Annotated in this window: 20 protein-coding genes; 15 read left to right on the forward strand and 5 right to left on the reverse strand. The window is 69.1% G+C overall.

The window, feature by feature from the left end:
* Positions 1 to 103: 103 nt before the first annotated feature.
* The 6 genes from thyX to U9J23_RS09980 all read left to right on the forward strand — a co-directional run bounded on the left by thyX (position 104) and on the right by U9J23_RS09980 (position 8,456).
* Positions 104 to 859 (forward strand): FAD-dependent thymidylate synthase, encoded by a 756-nt coding sequence (gene thyX, locus U9J23_RS09955; protein ID WP_059381483.1) that lies wholly within the window; start codon positions 104 to 106, stop codon positions 857 to 859.
* Positions 860 to 965: 106 nt separating this feature from the next.
* On the forward strand, positions 966 to 1,871 hold the full coding sequence (gene dapA, locus U9J23_RS09960) for a 4-hydroxy-tetrahydrodipicolinate synthase (RefSeq protein ID WP_059381235.1): 906 nt from the start codon (positions 966 to 968) through the stop codon (positions 1,869 to 1,871).
* Positions 1,871 to 3,676: a ribonuclease J gene (locus U9J23_RS09965; protein WP_326602527.1), complete on the forward strand. Its 1,806-nt coding sequence runs from the start codon at positions 1,871 to 1,873 to the stop codon at positions 3,674 to 3,676. The genes dapA and U9J23_RS09965 overlap by 1 nt, the downstream gene beginning before the upstream one ends.
* A gap of 77 nt (positions 3,677 to 3,753) precedes the next feature.
* Positions 3,754 to 4,380, forward strand: coding sequence for a TIGR03085 family metal-binding protein (locus U9J23_RS09970; RefSeq protein WP_059381236.1), 627 nt, complete (start codon positions 3,754 to 3,756; stop codon positions 4,378 to 4,380).
* Positions 4,381 to 4,472: 92 nt separating this feature from the next.
* Entirely contained in the window at positions 4,473 to 7,256 is a 2,784-nt protein-coding gene (locus U9J23_RS09975) for a DNA translocase FtsK (protein WP_167388356.1), read from the forward strand.
* A gap of 216 nt (positions 7,257 to 7,472) precedes the next feature.
* Entirely contained in the window at positions 7,473 to 8,456 is a 984-nt protein-coding gene (locus U9J23_RS09980) for a TerC family protein (protein WP_326602531.1), read from the forward strand.
* Here the strand turns inward: U9J23_RS09980 and U9J23_RS09985 are convergent.
* A complete protein-coding gene (locus U9J23_RS09985; RefSeq protein ID WP_033096530.1) occupies positions 8,446 to 8,730 on the reverse strand; it encodes a YciI family protein in 285 nt (94 codons plus the stop codon). The two genes, U9J23_RS09980 and U9J23_RS09985, sit on opposite strands and share 11 nt — an antisense overlap.
* A gap of 25 nt (positions 8,731 to 8,755) precedes the next feature.
* On the reverse strand, positions 8,756 to 9,283 hold the full coding sequence (locus U9J23_RS09990) for an amino-acid N-acetyltransferase (RefSeq protein ID WP_016694603.1): 528 nt from the start codon (positions 9,281 to 9,283) through the stop codon (positions 8,756 to 8,758).
* 43 nt (positions 9,284 to 9,326) lie between these two features.
* Here U9J23_RS09990 and pgsA point away from each other — a divergent pair, with 43 nt between their 5' ends.
* The 4 genes from pgsA to pspM all read left to right on the forward strand — a co-directional run bounded on the left by pgsA (position 9,327) and on the right by pspM (position 12,505).
* Entirely contained in the window at positions 9,327 to 10,070 is a 744-nt protein-coding gene (pgsA, locus tag U9J23_RS09995; RefSeq protein ID WP_326602533.1) for a CDP-diacylglycerol--glycerol-3-phosphate 3-phosphatidyltransferase, read from the forward strand.
* Positions 10,071 to 10,276: 206 nt separating this feature from the next.
* Positions 10,277 to 10,663: a helix-turn-helix domain-containing protein gene (locus U9J23_RS10000; protein WP_059381240.1), complete on the forward strand. Its 387-nt coding sequence runs from the start codon at positions 10,277 to 10,279 to the stop codon at positions 10,661 to 10,663.
* 199 nt (positions 10,664 to 10,862) lie between these two features.
* A complete protein-coding gene (gene pspA / locus U9J23_RS10005) occupies positions 10,863 to 11,669 on the forward strand; it encodes a phage shock protein PspA (RefSeq protein WP_006551283.1) in 807 nt (268 codons plus the stop codon).
* Between the two features lie 26 nt (positions 11,670 to 11,695).
* Positions 11,696 to 12,505 (forward strand): phage shock envelope stress response protein PspM, encoded by an 810-nt coding sequence (gene pspM, locus U9J23_RS10010; RefSeq protein WP_080968162.1) that lies wholly within the window; start codon positions 11,696 to 11,698, stop codon positions 12,503 to 12,505.
* Positions 12,506 to 12,564: 59 nt separating this feature from the next.
* On the opposite strand, the gene U9J23_RS10015 is transcribed toward pspM, so the two are convergent.
* The 3 genes from U9J23_RS10015 to U9J23_RS10025 are packed head-to-tail and all read right to left on the reverse strand — an operon-like array spanning position 12,565 to position 14,463.
* Positions 12,565 to 13,170, reverse strand: coding sequence for an energy-coupling factor transporter transmembrane component T family protein (locus U9J23_RS10015; protein ID WP_272266486.1), 606 nt, complete (start codon positions 13,168 to 13,170; stop codon positions 12,565 to 12,567).
* On the reverse strand, positions 13,167 to 13,847 hold the full coding sequence (locus tag U9J23_RS10020; protein ID WP_016692684.1) for an energy-coupling factor ABC transporter ATP-binding protein: 681 nt from the start codon (positions 13,845 to 13,847) through the stop codon (positions 13,167 to 13,169). The genes U9J23_RS10015 and U9J23_RS10020 overlap by 4 nt, the downstream gene beginning before the upstream one ends.
* Before the next feature lie 19 nt (positions 13,848 to 13,866).
* Positions 13,867 to 14,463 (reverse strand): biotin transporter BioY, encoded by a 597-nt coding sequence (locus tag U9J23_RS10025; RefSeq protein WP_059381242.1) that lies wholly within the window; start codon positions 14,461 to 14,463, stop codon positions 13,867 to 13,869.
* 246 nt (positions 14,464 to 14,709) lie between these two features.
* Between U9J23_RS10025 and U9J23_RS10030 the strand changes: the two genes are divergently transcribed.
* From U9J23_RS10030 to recA, 5 genes are all read left to right on the forward strand, one after another.
* A complete protein-coding gene (locus tag U9J23_RS10030; RefSeq protein ID WP_167388357.1) occupies positions 14,710 to 14,883 on the forward strand; it encodes a hypothetical protein in 174 nt (57 codons plus the stop codon).
* Between the two features lie 16 nt (positions 14,884 to 14,899).
* Complete coding sequence (locus U9J23_RS10035) at positions 14,900 to 15,619, forward strand: PIG-L deacetylase family protein (RefSeq protein ID WP_085468032.1); 720 nt, start codon at positions 14,900 to 14,902, stop codon at positions 15,617 to 15,619.
* A 117-nt stretch (positions 15,620 to 15,736) separates the two neighbouring features.
* Positions 15,737 to 16,882 carry a glycosyltransferase gene (locus U9J23_RS10040; RefSeq protein ID WP_326602890.1) on the forward strand — a complete coding sequence of 382 codons (1,146 nt, stop codon included), beginning with the start codon at positions 15,737 to 15,739 and terminating at the stop codon, positions 16,880 to 16,882.
* Positions 16,883 to 16,919: 37 nt separating this feature from the next.
* The gene (locus tag U9J23_RS10045) at positions 16,920 to 17,114 is read left to right on the forward strand and encodes a DUF3046 domain-containing protein (protein WP_059381488.1); all 195 of its coding nucleotides are present in this window, start codon (positions 16,920 to 16,922) and stop codon (positions 17,112 to 17,114) included.
* 265 nt (positions 17,115 to 17,379) lie between these two features.
* Positions 17,380 to 18,423 carry a recombinase RecA gene (gene recA, locus U9J23_RS10050; protein ID WP_059381245.1) on the forward strand — a complete coding sequence of 348 codons (1,044 nt, stop codon included), beginning with the start codon at positions 17,380 to 17,382 and terminating at the stop codon, positions 18,421 to 18,423.
* The last annotated feature ends 61 nt before the right edge of the window (positions 18,424 to 18,484 follow it).

Here is an 18,484-nt window from a genome sequence, read left to right on the forward strand (position 1 = left end):
CATCGTGATGTCATCGATCGTCGCAGGTCGAGGCGCGTTAGTGTGCGGACGGAAGAGACGGCGCGTCCGGAGGATGCGCGACGACCGAGGCGAGGAGGAGACGATGGCGCCCGAACCCGCCGTTCCGAAGGTCCGGCTCATCGCCACGACGGAGTTCCATCTCCCCGACGACGTCGACTGGGACACCGACGCCGAGGGCGGGGAGGCGCTCGTCGAGTTCGCCGGTCGCGCCTGCTACCAGAGCTGGTCCAAGCCCAACCCGCGCACCGCGACGAATGCCGGGTACCTCCGTCACCTGCTCACCGTGGGGCACCTGTCCGTGCTCGAACACGCCACGGCGACCTTCTACATCACCGGTATCTCCCGCTCGTGCACGCACGAGTTGATCCGGCACCGCCACTTCTCGTTCTCTCAGCTGTCCCAGCGTTTCGTCGCCGACGGTGAGGTGCCCGTGGTGGTTCCGCCCGCGATCGCGGGCGACGCCGAGCTCGAGGAGCTGTTCTTCGCGGCCGCGGCGCGCAGCCGCGAGGCGTACGTGGCGCTGCTGGAGGCACTCGACGAGAAGCTCTCGCATCTTCCCGCCGGTCCGTTGCGCGCCAAGCAGGTCCGGGAGGCCGCCCGGGCGGTCCTCCCCAACGCCACGGAGACCCGCATCGTCGTCACCGGCAACTACCGCTCGTGGCGTCACTTCGTCGCCATGCGCGCGACCGAACATGCCGACGTCGAGATCCGGCGTCTCGCCGTCGAATGTGTACGTCAGCTTGCGGATGCCGCACCGAACGCGTTCTCGGACTTCGCGATCACGAAACTGTCCGACGGCAGCGAGATCGCAGCTCCCACGCTCGCGACCGATCTCTGATCGACCTGCACACAGATCTTCGATCCACCTCGACACCGATCTGTGATCCGTCTTCGGGGGGCGGGCGTGTGTCGAGGCGACCCTGCCACGCGGTAGCCTTCTGACCATGACCAACGGTGATTCCGCAACTGCTGTCGAGCTTCCGTTCGGCACCGTCGCCACAGCGATGGTGACCCCGTTCACTGCCGATGGCAAGCTCGACGTGGATGCGGGCGTGCGTCTGGCGAACTATCTCGTCGACGGTGGCTGTGACGCACTGGTTCTCGCCGGTACGACCGGCGAATCGCCCACGACGACCGAGAACGAGAAGATCGAGCTGATGCGGGCCGTGCTCGCATCCGTCGGCGACCGCGCCAAGATCATCGCCGGTGCCGGCAGCAACGACACCGCCCACAGTGTCGAGCTCGCCCGCGACGCCGCGCGTGCCGGGGCGCACGGCCTGCTCGTGGTGACCCCGTACTACTCGCGACCCCCGCAGGCCGGCCTCTACGCCCACTTCGTCGCCGTGGCCGATGCGACCGATCTGCCGGTCATGCTCTACGACATCCCACCTCGATCCGTCGTGCCGATCGAGACCGACACGCTGCGCCTGCTCGCCGAGCACCCGCGGATCGTCGCGGTCAAGGACGCCAAGGGCGACCTGAACGCGGGTGCCGAACTGATCGGCACCACCGACCTGAAGTTCTACTCGGGCGACGACCCGCTGAACCTGCCGTGGCTGTCCGTCGGCGCCGTCGGATTCGTCAGCGTGATCGGTCATCTCGTGCCCGGTCGCCTCCGCGAGCTGCACACCGCCTTCGAGGCCGGCGATCTCGAACTCGCCCGCCGCATCAACCTGTCGATGGTGCCCATCTACCGGGCCGTCGCGCGGCTGGGAGGTGTGAGCGCCTCGAAGGCCGGGCTGCGACTGCTCGGCATCGACGTCGGAGAGCCCCGCCTGCCGCAGGTCGCCCCGGTGACCGCGCAGATCGACGCGCTCGCGGCAGATCTCCAGGCTGCGGGGGTGCTGTGATGAGCCGCCCCGATCGTGGCCGTGGCCGCGCCACCCGCAACGCCGGTCCGCCCTCCCGCGCCCCGCGCCGGGTCGCGCAGAACTCCGCTGCCGCCCAGCGACCCGACGCGCGCGTCGTCGACCCCACCGAACGGTTGGGTACACCGCCCAAGGCTCCCCGCGACGGTCTGCGTGTGGTTGCGCTCGGCGGTATCGGCGAGATCGGCCGCAACATGACGGTCTTCGAACACCAGGGACGGCTCCTGATCGTCGACTGCGGTGTTCTCTTCCCCGAGGACCAGCAGCCGGGCGTCGACCTGATCCTGCCCGACTTCCGGTACATCGAGGACCGGATGGACGACGTCGAGGCGATCGTCCTCACCCACGGCCACGAGGATCACATCGGTGCCGTGCCGTTCCTGCTGCGTCTGCGCCCCGATGTCCCGGTCGTCGGGTCCAAGTTCACCCTGGCGTTGGTCGCGGCCAAGTGCCGCGAACACCGTCAGCGTCCCAAGCTCGTCGAGGTCGTCGAGGGACAGACCACCTCGCACGGTCCGTTCGAGTGCGAGTACTTCGCGGTCAACCACTCCATCCCCGATGCGATCGCCGTCGCGATCCGCACCGCCGCGGGCATCGTGCTGCATACCGGCGACATCAAGCTCGACCAGTTGCCGCTCGACAACCGCCTCACCGACCTCGCGGGCTTCTCCCGCCTCGGTGACGAGGGCGTCGACCTGTTCCTCGTCGACTCGACGAACGCCGAGGTCCCGGGCTTCGTCACCCCCGAGCGCGAGATCGGCGGAGTGCTCGACACCGTCATCGGCAAGGCCACCAACCGGGTGATCGTCGCGTCCTTCGCGAGCCACGTGCACCGCATCCAGCAGATCGTCGACGTCGCCGAGCGCTACAACCGGCGCGTGGCGTTCGTCGGCCGGTCGATGGTCCGCAACATGCAGATCGCGCAGGATCTGGGCTACCTGAACGTGCCCGACGGCCTCGAGGTCGACATCGACACCGCGGCGAGCCTGCCCGACGGCCGGGTCGTGCTGGTCTCCACCGGTTCGCAGGGTGAACCGCTCTCGGCGCTTTCCCGGATGGCGCGAGGGGAGCACCGGCAGATCAACATCCGGGCCGACGATCTCGTCGTCCTCGCCTCGTCGCTGATCCCCGGCAACGAGAACTCCGTGTTCGCGGTCGTCAACGGCCTTGCCAAGCGCGGTGCGAAGGTCGTCACCCAGCAGAACGCGAAGGTGCACGTCTCCGGCCACGCGTCGGCCGGCGAGCTGCTGTACCTGTACAACGCGGTGCGTCCGACCAACGCGATGCCCGTCCACGGCGAGTGGCGCCACCTGCGGGCGAACGCCGCTCTGGCCGAGGCCACGGGTGTTCCCCGCGAGCGGATCGTGCTCGCAGAGGACGGCGTGGTCGTCGACATGGTCGACGGACTCGCCGAGATCGTCGGGCGTGTCCCGGTCGGCCACGTCTACGTCGACGGCCTGTCGGTGGGCGACGTGGGCGAGTCCACGCTGTCCGATCGTCTCGTTCTCGGCGAAGGTGGTTTCATCTCGATCTCCGTCGCGGTCGACGCCACCACCGGCCGTGCGGTGAGTACCCCGGAGGTCTCCGGTCGCGGTTTCTCCGACGACCCGGGCGCATTGAACGAAGCGGCACAACTCGTCGACAAGGCGCTCAACGAACTCGCTGCCGAAGGGGTCACGGAGACCCATCGCATCGCCCAGGGCATCCGCCGGGTCGTCGGCCGCTGGGTCGCCGAGACCTATCGTCGTCGTCCGATGATCGTGCCCACGGTGATCCCGGTCTCCTGAGTACGGTCCGCGCGGGCCCGCCGAACACGCGGGCTCGCGCGATGGGCGAGGGCAACCGTGATCGCTAGAGTGGCGGAATGAGCCTCGCCCGAAGCGAACGACATGCCCTCGTCCGCACCATGTCCGAGGTCGGGCCCGACGCGCCGACGCTCTGCGGCGACTGGACGGTCCGGGATCTCGCCGCGCACCTGCTCGTCCGCGAGCGCCGCGTGGACGCGATGCCCGGCATCCTCGTCCCGGCCCTGGCCGACCACACGGAGAAGGTGCGACGCTCCGCCACCGACCGGCAGTGGGCACACCTGCTCGCCGACGTCGATTCCGGCCCGCCGAAGTGGTCGCCGATGTTCCTGTTCGACGCCGTCGCCAACGCGGCGGAGATGTTCGTGCACCACGAGGACGTGCGCCGCGCGCAGCCCGGATGGGAACCGCGGACGCTGTCGGCCGACGACCAGGACCAGCTCTGGCGGATCGCACGGATGATCGGGCGCAACAGTTACGGCGGATGCGACGTCACGGTCGTCTTCGAGAGGTCCGATTCCGGCGAGCGGGTCACCCTCCGCAAGCGCGGCCCCCGCACGGTCGTGTTGCGCGGCGAACCGTCGGAACTCGTGCTCCACGCCTTCGGCCGCGACCAGGTGCGGCTCGAGATCGAGGGCGACGAGTCGGCCGTCACCGAACTGGCGGCGTCGAAACGCGGCCTGTGAGCACTCGCCTGCACGGCATGTGACCAGTGCCGCCGCCCGGTACCCGTGTTGCTGATGGTTCATGAGAGGTCCGTGCGGCTACCCTGGCGGACATGGCAGGAAAGTCGTCGGGCAGCCGCGGAACGTCGTCTACGACCTCTCGGTCGCGGACGGGGGCGCGGGGCTCGGGCGGCAGCACCTCCCGTGCCCGCAGTGCGGGTGCCTCCACCTCGAAGACCCGATCGACCGCGAAGTCGAAGGCGTCCGGTTCGTCCCGGTCCACCGCCGCACGCAAGCCGCGGGCCGCGGCCTCGACCACGAGCCGTCGCAGCGGGGGCACCGCGCGTCGCGCTCCGGCCGCGAGCCGACGTCCCGCGCCCGCCCGTCCCCGGCGCAGTTCCGGGGGGATCCTCACCGCCGTGGGCCGCACCGTCGGCGCCGGCTGGATGATGACGGCCCGCGCCGTCGGAGCCACGACCCGCACGATGGGTCGCGCCACCGAGATCGAGTCCGGACACCGCCGCGACGGCATCGCGCTCGGACTGATCTCCCTCGGCGTGATCATCGCCGGCACGGTGTGGTTCGGTGTCGGTGGCCCGGTGGGCGAGTGGGTCGAGACGGCTGTCCGTGCCGTCACCGGCGGTGCGAGCGCGGTCCTTCCGCTCGTCGCGGTCGGCATCGCGGTGACGCTCATGCGCACCGAACCGCATCCCGAGATCCGTCCGCGGCTCGTCGTCGGCGGACTGCTCGTCGGTCTGCCCGCACTGGGTCTGTGGCACATCGCCTCCGGTTCACCCACCGACGCGGAGGGCCGCGCCGAGGGAGCCGGTTTCGTCGGTGCCGCCGTTGGCGGCCCGCTCACCTCCGGACTCACCGTCTGGCTGTCCGTGCCGCTGATGCTCCTCGCGGCGGGCTTCGGGATCCTGCTGCTCACCGGCACCACGGTGCGGGAGCTGCCCGAACTGTTCCGCGACTACTTCGGTCTCGGCTACCGCGCCGAGGACGAGTACGGCGACTACGACGACCACTACGACGACGGCTACGGCTACGACGAGCCGCCGATGTTCGACGCCGACGGCTACCCGATCGACGAGCCGCCCGCGCCCAAGCGGTCCCGCCGCCGGCGTACCCCGGTGGAGAACTACCCGCCCGACGAGTTCGACGGCGACGCGAAGACCGAGGTGCTCCCGCTGTGGGACGACCGCGCAGCCGAACCGGAGAAGCCCACCTCACCACCGGCCACGCTGGAGATGCCCTCGGTCGCCGAGACCCCGGCTGCAGCACCGGCCCCCGCTCCCACCCGCAAGAAGCCGAAGGCCGCCCCGGTACCCGAGGTCGTCGACCAGACCACCGAACCGGAACCCGCCGAGACGTTCGTCCGCGACCGCGAGGTCGAGGGCGACTACACGCTTCCCTCGCTCGAGTTGCTCACCAAGGGCGACCCGCCCAAGACGCGGTCGGCCGCGAACGACCAGATGATCGAGGCGATCACCGAGGTCCTCGAACAGTTCAAGATCGACGCAGCGGTCACCGGCTTCACCCGCGGCCCGACCGTCACCCGCTACGAGGTCGAACTCGGCCCCGGCGTCAAGGTCGAGAAGATCACCGCGCTCGCCCGCAACATCGCGTACGCCGTGGCGACCGACAACGTGCGGTTGCTCGCGCCGATCCCGGGAAAATCCGCCGTCGGTATCGAGGTTCCCAACACCGACCGCGAACTCGTGCGCCTGTCGGACGTGCTCGCGGCACCGTCGACCCGCCGCGACCACCATCCCCTCGTCATCGGTCTCGGCAAGGACATCGAGGGCGACTTCGTCTCCGCCAACCTCGCGAAGATGCCGCACCTTCTGGTCGCCGGTTCCACCGGGTCCGGTAAGTCGAGCTTCGTCAACTCGATGCTCGTGTCGCTGCTCATCCGCGCGACGCCCGACGAGGTGCGGATGATCCTCATCGACCCGAAGATGGTCGAGCTGACGCCCTACGAGGGCATCCCGCACCTGATCACACCGATCATCACGCAGCCGAAGAAGGCCGCGGCGGCGCTCGCGTGGCTCGTCGAGGAGATGGAGCAGCGCTACCAGGACATGCAGGCCAACCGGGTGCGGCACATCGACGACTTCAACGCGAAGGTGAAGTCGGGGGAGATCACCGCACCGCTGGGCAGCGAGCGTGTTTACCGGCCGTATCCCTACATCCTCGCCATCGTCGACGAGCTCGCCGACCTGATGATGACGGCCCCGCGCGACGTCGAGGACGCCATCGTCCGCATCACCCAGAAGGCCCGCGCCGCCGGCATCCACCTCGTGCTCGCCACCCAGCGACCCTCGGTCGACGTCGTCACCGGTCTCATCAAGACGAACGTGCCCTCGCGGCTCGCGTTCGCGACGAGTTCGCTCACCGACTCGCGCGTCATCCTCGACCAGCCCGGTGCCGAGAAGCTCATCGGTATGGGCGACGGACTGTTCCTGCCGATGGGCGCGGGCAAACCGATCCGTCTGCAGGGCGCGTTCATCACCGACGACGAGATCGCAGGGGTCGTCGACTTCGCCAAGAACCAGGCCGAACCCGAGTACAACGAGGGCGTCACCGCCCCGAAGGCCGGCGACAAGAAGGACGTCGACCCCGACATCGGCGACGACCTCGACGTCTTCCTGCAGGCCGTCGAACTCGTCGTCACGAGCCAGTTCGGTTCGACGTCGATGCTGCAGCGCAAGCTCCGCGTCGGATTCGCCAAGGCCGGTCGCCTGATGGACCTGATGGAGACACGCGGCGTGGTCGGGCCGAGCGAGGGCAGCAAGGCCCGCGACGTGCTCGTCAAGCCGGAGGAGCTCGACGGCCTGCTGTACTCGATCCGTGGCGGCGGAGACCCGGCGGAGGCCCCGGCCGCCGAGCAATGAGACCGGCCCGTTCGACGGACCGTCACTGCTGCCTCCGGCGGGAAGTGACGATGTGTGGCACAATCGGGGGAGCTGTGGAGGGGAGTATCCCCTGATCCGCGGCGGTCTCGTCAACACGTGCGGCGCCGATGCCGTCCCGGGGCCGTCGGTCCGGCGATGGTCCGGGCGGGAGAGACCTCCGGCAGGTACGCATACCTACCGGAAGGCCCTGTGCCCATGCACGTAACCCTGACCACGTGGTTGATCACGATCGCCGTCATCATCGGGTTGTTCGTCTTCGACTTCTTCGCCCACGTCCGCAAGCCGCACGCGCCGACCCTGCGCGAATCCGGCTTCTGGTCGGCCGTCTTCATCGCCATCGCGATCCTCTTCGGCGTGATCGTCTTCGCGATCTGGGGCCCGACCTACGGCGGTGAGTACTTCGCCGGCTACATCACCGAGAAGGCGCTGTCGGTCGACAACCTCTTCGTGTTCGTCATCATCATGGCCACCTTCGCAGTGCCCCGTGAATACCAGCAGAAGGTCCTCACGATCGGCATCGTGCTGGCCCTGGTGATGCGCGGTGCCTTCATCGCGGTCGGTGCCGCGGCGATCAACACCTACAGCTGGGTGTTCTACCTGTTCGGCTTCTTCCTCGTCTACACCGCCGTCAAGCTCATCCGCGACCACGGCGAGGACCCGCAGGGCATCTCGGAGAACCGGATGGTCAAGTTGGCCCGGAAGTTCCTGCCGGTGCACGACGAGTACGACGGCGACCGGCTCGTCACCCGCATCGACGGCAAGAAGCTCGTCACGCCGATGCTGCTCGCGCTCGTCGCGATCGGGTTCACCGACATCCTCTTCGCGCTAGACTCGATCCCCGCGATCTACGGTCTGACGAACGAGCCGTACCTGGTGTTCACCGCGAACGCCTTCGCGCTGATGGGTCTGCGACAGCTGTTCTTCCTCATCGGCGGTCTGCTCGAGCGGCTGGTCTACCTGTCCTACGGACTGTCGATCATCCTGGCGTTCATCGGCGTGAAGCTGGTGCTCCACGCCCTGCACGAGAACACGCTCGGCTGGATCAACGGCGGCGAGCACGTCGCCGTCCCGGAGATCTCCACCGGCGTGTCCCTGGTCGTGATCGTCGGCGTGCTGGCCGTGACGACGGTGGCCAGCCTGCTGAAAACGCGCGGCGAGAAGGAATCCGTCAGGAGTTGAATACGCCCATCACCGGGTTCCACCCGGTGATGCGCACGGCATCGACGAGGTCGCGCTGCGCGAACGGGTCCTGGGCCATCAGTTCGCGCGCCGCGGCCTCGTCGGCCACGTCGACGAGGATGAGCGCACCCGAACCGTCCGTCCACGGGCCGGTTGCCCGCACGATGCCCTGTTCGACGAGATCGCCGAGCCATGCGCGGTGCTTCGGGCGGTGCTCGTCGCGCGCCGAGGCGGTCGCGTCCGAATAGGTGTACTCGACGGCGAACAGGGCCATGCGGGCCTCGCTTTCGTGGTCTCGATCAGAGGGTGAGGAGCATCCGGGTGTTCCCGAGCGTGTTCGGTTTCACATAGCTCAGGTCCAGGAACTCCGCGACGCCCGTATCGTACGACCGGCACATCTCCGCGTAGACCTCGGCCGTCACAGGAGTCCCCTGGATCTCCGCGAAACCGTGCCGCGCAAAGAATTCCACCTCGAAGGTGAGCACGAACAATCGTTCCAGCTCGAGCTCGCGGGCGACCTCGATGAGGCGCGCGACGATCAGGTGACCCGCGCCGTGACCCTTGACCGACGGATCGACGGCCACGGTGCGTACCTCGCCGAGATCCGACCACAGCACGTGCAGGGCACCGCAACCGACGACCTGCCCTCCGAGTTCGGCGACCCAGAACTCCTGGACGGCCTCGTACAGGGTCACCAGATTCTTCTCGAGCAGGATCTTGCCCGCGTAGATGTCGATGAGCCGCTTGATCTCGGGCACGTCGGAGGTTCGGGCGCGCCGGACGACCATTCGATCGTTCGAGTCGTGGTTCGTCGGCGGTGTCGTCATGCGGTGAACAGTAGCGCGTGCGGCTACCGATATTGTGGGGCACATGAGCACGCCCCGCCAGCATGTCACCGCGTCGGGCGGGAGCGGCGCCGCACCGGGACCGCACGCCGGGAGCCCGCACGATCCGGTGCCGTTGTGGAACATCGCCAACATCCTGACGGTGGGCCGGATCGCGTTGGTGCCGGTCTTCCTGGTGCTGCTCTTCGTCGGCGACGGGCACGACACCGTGTGGAGGCTCGCGGCGACCGGAGTCTTCGCGATCGCCGCCATCACCGACCGGATCGACGGTCAACTCGCGCGAAAGCACGGTCTCGTCACCGATTTCGGCAAACTCGCCGATCCCATCGCCGACAAGGCCCTCATCGGTGCCGCGCTGGTCGGCCTGTCGTTGCTCGGCGACCTGTCGTGGTGGGTCACCGGGATCATCGCGGCCCGGGAACTGGGGATCACCGCCCTGCGGTTCGCCGTGCTCCGGCACGCCGTGATCCCGGCGAGTCGCGGCGGCAAGCTCAAGACCCTGGTACAGACGCTCGCGATCGGCGTCTACCTGCTGCCGCTGCCGGACTCGGTGGCACCGGTGGCGATCGGCCTGATGATCCTGGCGGTCGCCCTGACAGTGGTGACGGGACTCGACTACGTGGTCCAGGCGATCCGGTTGCGTACCGGGGTGCGCCGGAGCGAGAGCGGCCGTGCAGACGACGTCACGGGGGAGGACGTCACGGGGGAGGGCGCAGCCACTCGGGACACGCCGGACGACGGTCGCACGGTGGGTGAGGACGCCCGGTAACCACGCCCGGTAACCACGGGCGGGATGTGCGGGATCGGGCCCGGCGCGGACGACACCGCTGTGTCGGGACTACTCGGACGTCTGCAACCGCCGTCGGCGTTGTAATGTCTGGACACCGCGGTATCGAGGTCCGATCGGTCTGCGGGAACCTCGCAGCGTCGTCGTGCGTTGACGAGGTGTCGGCACGACGGACGAAGGAGGATGGGATGGCGCTGTTGTTGCGTGAGGCACTCGGTGACAGCCTTCGGCGCACCCGTGTTTCGCAGAGCCGCACCCTGCGCGAAGTCTCCAGCAGCGCCCGGGTCAGCCTCGGTTACCTCTCGGAGATCGAGCGCGGCAGGAAGGAGGCCTCGAGCGAACTGCTCGCGGCCATCTGCGACGCACTGGAGGTCCCGCTGTCCGACGTGCTGTTCGACGTGAGCGGTCTGCTGGCGGACGGCCTCGACCGTCGCACGGACATGGAGACCACCGCAGCCGCCACGGCATCCGCCGAGCGGTCCGACGACGGCGCCACCGCCGAGCCCGGGTTGCTCGCGCAGGAGCCGCGGATGGTGATCCCTGCACCCGCCGCGCAGGCGCTGGCAGCCGCCTAACATGGATCACGAACCGTGCCGGCCTCGCCGGATACGGTCGTAAGCGACATCGACCGGGGCGTGGTGCGTGCACGGACCCGGCCGGGGCAGGTGGGTCGTCGGGGGTAGCAGCGGACCGGCGATCTTCGAACCGGGGCGCGAGGGCCGCGTACCGGGTCGCGTTCGGCGCGGCGTACCAGATGGAGGCAGGATCACACCCATGGCTAATCCTTTCGTCAAGGGCTGGAAGTACCTGATGGCGCTTTTCAACTCGAAGATCGATGAGAAGGCCGATCCGAAGGTCCAGATTCAGCAGGCGATCGAGGACGCGCAGCGTCAGCATCAGGCGCTCTCGCAGCAGGCGGCCTCCGTCATCGGTAACCAGCGTCAGCTCGAGATGAAGCTCAACCGCCAGCTGGACGAGGTCGAGAAGCTCAACGCGAGTGCTCGCCAGGCCGTCATGATGGCCGACCAGGCGACGGCGGCGGGCGACACCGAGAAGGCGATCCAGTACACGAACGCGGCCGAGGCCTTCGCGGCACAGCTCGTCACCGCCGAGCAGTCCGTCGAAGACCTCAAGGTGCTGCACGACCAGTCGCTCCAGGCGGCCGCGCAGGCCAAGAAGGCCGTCGAGCAGAACGCCATGGCGCTGCAGCAGAAGGTCGCCGAGCGCACGAAGCTGCTCAGCCAGCTCGAGCAGGCCAAGATGCAGGAGCGCGTGAGCGAGTCGCTGCGCTCGATGGATTCCACCCTCGCAGCTCCGGGCACCACTCCGAGCCTCGACGCCGTCCGCGAGAAGATCGAGCGTCGCTACGCCAACGCTCTCGGTTCGGCCGAGCTCGCCCAGAACTCGGTGCAGGGCCGCATGCTCGAGGTGCAGCAGGCCACCGTCCAGATGGCCGGCCACAGCCGCCTCGAGCAGATCCGGGCGTCGATGAAGGGCGAGGCGCTTCCGGGTACTCCCGCCAACCCTGCCGTCGACACGCGCAAAGAGCCCCCGAACGCGGCCGGTACCACCGGCCGGTGATCCGTACGCCTCGGAACTGATCCGCCGTGAACGACTCCGGAGACGACCGGACCGGGAACATCCCCGGTTCGGTCGTCTCTGCGTTCCGCGACGCCACCGACACCGCGATGGAGGCCGCGCGCCGTTGGCGCGATCCCGCCGCCCGCTTGCGGCGTAAGAAGCGTCGCGCGCGTCGACGCGCGAGTTTCTTCGGTGCCGGCTCGGGCACCACTGCGATCGGCACCGCGACCCTCGCCGTCGCGTCGGCTCCCGAATGGACGCTCGTCGCGGCCGGGGGAGCGACAGCGGCTCTCGCGGTGCCCGCCGTCCTCGCCGTCCGCACGTTCCGTCGTCTCGATGCGGTGCCGCTGCCCCCACCGCCGCCGCGTCGCCGGTCGCTGCCACCGGCCGGCTCGGTCGCCCGTGCTCCGATGGAACGCCTCGCGGCGAACGAGGAGAGCCTGCGACGTCTGCTCGGTGTGCTCGTGCGGTCGAACTCCGTGGCTCCCGACGACCTCACCGAGATCGACGACGCGGCCCGCGCAGCCGCAGCCGCACTCGATGCCGTCGTCGAGGATGTCGTGGCCCTCGAATCCGCCGCGCGGGGCAGTGCGGCCGCGAAGACCCATCTGTCCGCTGCCATCGTCGACGCGGGCGAGCGTCTCGGGACGGGTGTCGACCAGTTCGAGGAACTCGTCGCCGCCGCCGCACGCCTCGCCGCGACCGCCGAGGGCAACCGGTCGCTGGCGGTGCTCGACCAGCGACGCGCCGAACTGATCGCCACCTCCGACAAGCTCGAGAGCTGGGCGCAGTCCTGGCGCGAGTTGGGGCAGATCGAGCAGCGTTACCGCCCCTGAGGGGTGGAACATTTCCGTCATCGACACCGCGAGCCGAACACGTCGGTCGTCGACACCTGTCAGTCGTCCACACCACGAGCGGCGAGGGCCTCACCCATCGCCTCGGCGGTGCGCAGCGCTCCCACCACCACTGGAACCACGAGGGCCCGCAACGAGAATCCGAGACCGCGCGCCTTGCGTGCCTCTGTCACGCGGGTGATCACGGTGCCGATCAGCGGGATCGCGCGGACGGTCATCACCAGTACGAGTCCGACCCGGTCGGGATCGACCCCGACGCGCGCGAGGGGACGGGCCGCCCGCACGATCGCGTCGAGCATCTCGGTGGTCCGCGTCGTGAGGGTCACGAGGGCGGCCAGAGCGACCGCCACGAGCAGCGACCCGCAGATCACGACCGCCCGTTCCCACCCCGCTACGAGGACCTGAAACGCTGCGATGATCGCCAGCACCCACACCAGCGGCCGCAATTGCACGACGGCGAGACGCGGAGGTATGCGCGCCGCCGCGTACGCGAGCACGGCCAGTGTCAGCGCGGGAAGCACCTGCCAGGGCTGCCGGATCCACAGGGTCAGCGCGAGGATCAGCGCTGCGACCGCGAGCAGTTTCGCTCCCGCCGGAAGCCGGTGCAGGACCGAGTGTCCGGGGTGGTAGAGGCCGAAGGTGTTCACCCGATCAGATTCCGGTAGAACGCGAGCGCGGACGCCGGTTCGTCGTCGGCGACGATCCGCCCGGAGTCCACCACCAGCACACGATCGAAGTCGGCGAGGAGATCGAGATTGTGGGTCACCGCGATCACCTGCTGCGGCAGGCTCGCGAAGGTGCGCGCGATGAGCTTCGTGTTGCGCAGGTCCAGCAGCGTCGTCGGTTCGTCGGCGACGAGCACCGCCGGGTCGGTCACCATGATCGCGGCGAGCGCGAGCAACTGTTTCTGACCGCCCGAGAGCAGGTGACTGGGGTGGTCGTGGTGTCCCGCGAGCCCGAAGTCTGCGAGGACCTGCCGTACCCGGGCCTCGCGTTCCTCCTTGCCGAGTCCGCTGCGCCGCAGCGAGAAGGCGACGTCCTCGGCCACGGTGGGCATGACGATCTGGTGGTCGGGGTCGGTGAAGACGAATCCGACCTTCCTACGGACCTCCCGGCCCTTGCGGGCCGTGTCGAGGCCGTCGACGGTCACCGACCCGGACGACGGGACGAGCAGGCCGTTGATCATCCGTGCCATCGTCGACTTGCCGCTGCCGTTCGCACCGACGATGCCGACGCGTCGTTCGGTGAGGACGACATCGACCCCGTCGAGGACGGTGCGGTCGCCGTAGGCGTGCCGCACCTCCCGGAATCGGATCTCGCTCATCGACGGTCGGTCGGCGGCGTCAGTGCGCGGGATCCGCGGCGGGGCGGGGTGCGATGCGCGGTGCCGCCAGTGCGGGGTAGGCGCGGTGCACCTGGGCGGCGACCGCCGCGGCGACGACCGCCTTGGCCAGGTCGCCCGGCAGGAAGGTGACATTGGCAGCGGCGGCGGCCCACACCGTGAGATCGGTGCGCAGGACCATGCCCGCGATACCGAAGGCGTAGAGCACGACGATGCCGCCGAGGACGTTGACGGCCACACCCGGCAGCGTGCGGTAGCGCGGCAGCATCTTCATGCTCAGCCAGCCGATCACGGCGACGGCGGGGATCCAGCCGATGAGGAAGCCCACCGTGGGACCGGCCAGCGAGGTGAGGGTCGTGCGGCCGCCGGCGAGTACGGGCAGCGCCAGTCCCAGCACGATCACGGTGAGCACCGACAGGACACCCTTGCGTGCGCCGAGCAGTGCACCCGCGAGCATCACGCCCAGGGTCTGCAGCGTGATGGGCACGCCGGACGAACCGATGCTGATCTGACCGGGCAGTCCCAGGGCGATGATCAGGGCGGCGAAGACGGCGATCTGCGCGAGGTCGCGCGCGGGGATACGGCGGGACGAGGACACGATTACTCAGCCTTCCGATCGGACGGTGAACCCGTAGAGCCTAAGCCGTGACGACGTGCCGCGGGTCACCGACCCGTCTGCGGATGCCCCGGGCCACACCGGGGTGCGTCTCCGGGTGTCCCCTGATCTTTCCCTGATATCTGTGCTGACCTGCTGTTTTTCGTCGCCCGAGCTGTCAGGATCGAGGCGTACCGAGCAAACGGAGTCCGGCGCGGAAGCGGCCGGCATCGAGGGTGGGAGTACCCAATGTTCTGGAAGATCGTAGGAATCGTCGCGGTGGTGTGGGTCGGCCTCGCCGTCCTCGGCGCCCTGCTCGACAACCTGATCGGCTTTCTCGTACTCGGCGCCGTGATCTTCGGCGGATACCTGCTGTACAAGGCAGTATCGGGAGGTGACAAGCACGACCTGACACGTCTGTAGGACGAAGGGGGCAGCTGTGGAGGCGGTACCGGAGGACTGGCAGGACGGACTCGTGATCGCCGCGCACCCCGACGACATCGAATACGGTGCCGCCGCGGCCGTGGCCCGATGGACCCGGCAGGGCAAGCAGGTGCGCTACGTCCTCGCGACGAGCGGGGAGGCCGGGATCGCCGGGCTCGACCCGAAGGAGTGCGGCCCCCTGCGGGAGGCGGAGGAACGCGAATCCGCGCGGATCGTCGGCGTGGACTCCGTGGAGTTCCTCGGCCACCGCGACGGGCACATCGTCGCCGGTCTCGACCTGCGACGCGACATCGCGGCGAGCATCCGCAGACACCGACCCGAGATGGTGGTGACCGGGAACTTCGGGCTCACCTGGTTCCCCGGCATCCTCAACAGTGCAGACCACCGTGCGGTCGGGCTGGCCGTGCTCGACGCCGTCGCCGACGCCGCGAACGAGTGGATCTTCCCGGAACTCGCGGAGGCCGGTCTCGAAGCCTGGCCCGGGGTGCGGTGGGTGGCGGTCGCCACGACGTCTCCGACGCACGCGGTGGACGTCACCGACACGGTCGAGGTGGCGGTCGAGTCGCTCTCGGCGCACCGCCGCTATCTCGAGGCCCTCGACGACAGGAGCGCCGAGGAGCAGGCCCGCGAGCAGGTGGAGCGATCGTCCGCACCGCTGCCGGGTTTTCCGGCCTCTCGGGCCGCCGGATTCGAGCTGTACACCTTCGCGGGATAAGGGACGTCCCACGACGGTGCGGTGACACCTGTCCCGCGTCCGCGGGAGGGACCGTACGGTCCCGTGTGCGCACAGGTGGTGCGGTCCTGCGCGTGCGGGATGTGGCAGGCTGTGCGCGTGCGAGTGGCGGTGGTGGCCGGGCCCGATGCGGGTCATGCGATTCCGGCGATCGCGTTGTCGCTGTGGCTCGCGGATGCCGGGCACGACGCGGTCGTCTTCACGGGCGAACGGTGGCTCGGCCTCGAGGTGCCCGGTGTGACGTTCGCGGAGTTGAAGGGGCTCGCGCCCCGGCTCGGGGACGACGACGGCGATGCGGGGGCGAAGATCCACGCCCGTGCCGCCCACATCGCGAGCGAGATGCTCCCGGATCTCGGAGCCCTGCTACCCGACCTCGTGGTGGCGGACGTGCTCACGGCCGGCGGAGGGATGGCCGCCGAGCGCCTGGGGATCCCGTGGGTCGAGCTCTCGCCGCACCCGTTGTACCTGCCGTCGCGCGGGCTCCCGCCGATCGGCAGCGGTCTCGATGTGGGCACGGGCGTGCGGGGCCGGTTGAGGGACGCCGCGTTGCGGGCGATGACCGCGAGATCGCTGCGGCAGGGGGAGCGCGAGCGTTCGGCCGCACGCGTCGGGATCGGTCTGCCGGAGCGCGATCCCGGGCCCCGGGCCCGGCTGATCGCCACCCTGCCGGCACTCGAGGTGTCCCGCCCCGACTGGCCCGGGCACGCGCACGTCGTCGGTCCGCTGCTGTGGGAACCCACCGCGGAGATCCTCTATCCGCCGCCGGGTGACGGACCTCTCGTGATGGTCGCGCCGTCGACCGCGGTGACCGGGGTGACCGGGATGGTCGAGACGGTCTGCGACGCACTCGACGGTGCCGGGATGCGGGTCGCCGCGACGATGCTCGATCCCCCGCAGCAGGCGCTTCCGAGCTGGGCCGTCTCGGGTCGTGGCAGGCAGGACGTCCTGCTCCGGCAGGCCGATGTCGTCGTGTGCGGGGGCGGGCACGGGATGCTTGCCAAGACGTTGAGTGCGGGGGTTCCGGCGGTGATCGTGCCCGGGGGCGGTGATCAGTGGGAGCTGGCGAACCGCGCCGCACGGCAGGGGAGTGCGGTGGTGGTCCGTCCGCTCGAGGCGGCTGCGGTCCGCTCCGCGATCGACACCGTGTTGTCGTCACCGGACTTCGCCGCCGCGGCGCGTGCGGCCGCGGACGGCGCCGGTGACGTGGAGGATCCGGTCGCGGTATGCGAGGCCGCGGTGGACTGACTGTCGTGCCGCAGCACGCGCGACTACCGTGGTCGGGGTGCGGTTGACGGAGTTCTACGAGGTGGTCCGGGACGAGTTCGGACAGATGCACGGCGATGCCCTGCTGCGCGATCATGTGCTGCTCTCGCTCGGTGGACGGACGGCGGCCGAGGCGATCGAGGCGGGGCGCGAACCCCGCGAGGTGTGGCGCGCGCTCTGCGACGAGTTCGACGTCCCGCCCGTACGGCGGTAGGCCCGGAACCGGCCGGGGCGTTCCGACCGGAGTCGGTGCCGGTGTCGATTTTCTGTCCGACCGGGATGCGACCATTCCTCACGTACACGAAGCGACCGGATTTCGAACACGTGTTCGGCTATGCTGGGAGCGCCGGATGGGTGTTGTCCACAGGTGGTGATTCCATCCACAGATGCGGCGTTTCCGCGGTCGCGACAGCGAACTTGTCGGTGCCGGGTTCTAACGTCGTCGACAACAAGGACGAGATTCTATTAAGGGGACCAAGATGGCAGCACAGGCTCACGACCGCGAGAAGGCGCTCGAGCTCGCCCTCGCGCAGATCGACAAGAGCTTCGGTAAGGGCTCGGTGATGCGCCTGGGCGAGGACGTCCGTCCGCCCATCGCCGTCATTCCCACCGGGTCGATCGCACTCGACGTGGCTCTCGGTATCGGCGGTCTGCCGCGCGGGCGCGTCATCGAGATCTACGGCCCGGAATCGTCGGGTAAGACGACGGTGGCCCTCCACGCGGTCGCCAACGCGCAGGCCGCCGGCGGCATCGCGGCGTTCATCGACGCCGAGCACGCCCTGGATCCGGACTACGCGCGCAAGCTCGGTGTCGACACCGACGCCCTGCTCGTGTCCCAGCCCGACACCGGTGAGCAGGCCCTCGAGATCGCCGACATGCTCATCCGCTCGGGTGCGCTCGACATCATCGTCATCGACTCGGTGGCGGCGCTCGTGCCCCGCGCCGAGATCGAGGGCGAGATGGGCGACAGCCACGTCGGTCTCCAGGCCCGCCTGATGAGCCAGGCGCTGCGCAAGATGACCGGTGCGCTCAACAACTCCGGCACCACCGCGATCTTCATCAACCAGCTGCGCGAGAAGATCGGCGTGATGTTCGGCTCGCCCGAGACCACCACGGGCGGTAAGGCGCTGAAGTTCTACGCCTCGGTGCGTCTGGACGTGCGCCGGATCGAGACGCTCAAGGACGGCGGCGACGCGGTGGGCAACCGCACCCGTGTGAAGGTCGTCAAGAACAAGGTCTCGCCTCCGTTCAAGCAGGCCGAGTTCGACATCCTGTACGGCCAGGGCATCTCGAAGGAGGGCTCGCTCATCGACATGGGTGTCGACCAGGGCTTCATCCGTAAGTCCGGCTCCTGGTACACCTACGAGGGCGACCAGCTGGGGCAGGGCAAGGAGAATGCCCGCAAGTTCCTGCTCGAGAACACCGATGTGCGTGACGAGATCGAGAAGAAGATCAAGGAGAAGCTCGGCATCGGTGCCGTTCTCACCGATCCGAGCGATGTCGAGGAGCCGGTCGACTTCTAGTCACCGCCCAGAACCCGCGGGGGCACGGACGCACGTTGCGTCCGTGCCCCCGCGGCGTATC

This window comes from Rhodococcus sp. PD04 (assembly GCF_035918275.1).
In the GTDB taxonomy this organism is placed as follows: Bacteria; Actinomycetota; Actinomycetes; order Mycobacteriales; family Mycobacteriaceae; genus Rhodococcus; species Rhodococcus rhodochrous.

What these genes read in the sequence shown, in the direction of transcription:
- thyX (WP_059381483.1), top strand. Translation starts at nt 104, where the DNA reads ATGGCGCCCGAACCCGCCGTTCCGAAGGTCCGGCTCATCGCCACGACG.
- dapA (WP_059381235.1), top strand. Translation starts at nt 966, where the DNA reads ATGACCAACGGTGATTCCGCAACTGCTGTCGAGCTTCCGTTCGGCACC.
- U9J23_RS09965 (WP_326602527.1), top strand. Translation starts at nt 1,871, where the DNA reads ATGAGCCGCCCCGATCGTGGCCGTGGCCGCGCCACCCGCAACGCCGGT.
- U9J23_RS09970 (WP_059381236.1), top strand. Translation starts at nt 3,754, where the DNA reads ATGAGCCTCGCCCGAAGCGAACGACATGCCCTCGTCCGCACCATGTCC.
- U9J23_RS09975 (WP_167388356.1), top strand. Translation starts at nt 4,473, where the DNA reads ATGGCAGGAAAGTCGTCGGGCAGCCGCGGAACGTCGTCTACGACCTCT.
- U9J23_RS09980 (WP_326602531.1), top strand. Translation starts at nt 7,473, where the DNA reads ATGCACGTAACCCTGACCACGTGGTTGATCACGATCGCCGTCATCATC.
- U9J23_RS09985 (WP_033096530.1), bottom strand. Translation starts at nt 8,730, where the DNA reads ATGGCCCTGTTCGCCGTCGAGTACACCTATTCGGACGCGACCGCCTCG.
- U9J23_RS09990 (WP_016694603.1), bottom strand. Translation starts at nt 9,283, where the DNA reads ATGACGACACCGCCGACGAACCACGACTCGAACGATCGAATGGTCGTC.
- pgsA (WP_326602533.1), top strand. Translation starts at nt 9,327, where the DNA reads ATGAGCACGCCCCGCCAGCATGTCACCGCGTCGGGCGGGAGCGGCGCC.
- U9J23_RS10000 (WP_059381240.1), top strand. Translation starts at nt 10,277, where the DNA reads ATGGCGCTGTTGTTGCGTGAGGCACTCGGTGACAGCCTTCGGCGCACC.
- pspA (WP_006551283.1), top strand. Translation starts at nt 10,863, where the DNA reads ATGGCTAATCCTTTCGTCAAGGGCTGGAAGTACCTGATGGCGCTTTTC.
- U9J23_RS10020 (WP_016692684.1), bottom strand. Translation starts at nt 13,847, where the DNA reads ATGAGCGAGATCCGATTCCGGGAGGTGCGGCACGCCTACGGCGACCGC.
- U9J23_RS10030 (WP_167388357.1), top strand. Translation starts at nt 14,710, where the DNA reads ATGTTCTGGAAGATCGTAGGAATCGTCGCGGTGGTGTGGGTCGGCCTC.
- recA (WP_059381245.1), top strand. Translation starts at nt 17,380, where the DNA reads ATGGCAGCACAGGCTCACGACCGCGAGAAGGCGCTCGAGCTCGCCCTC.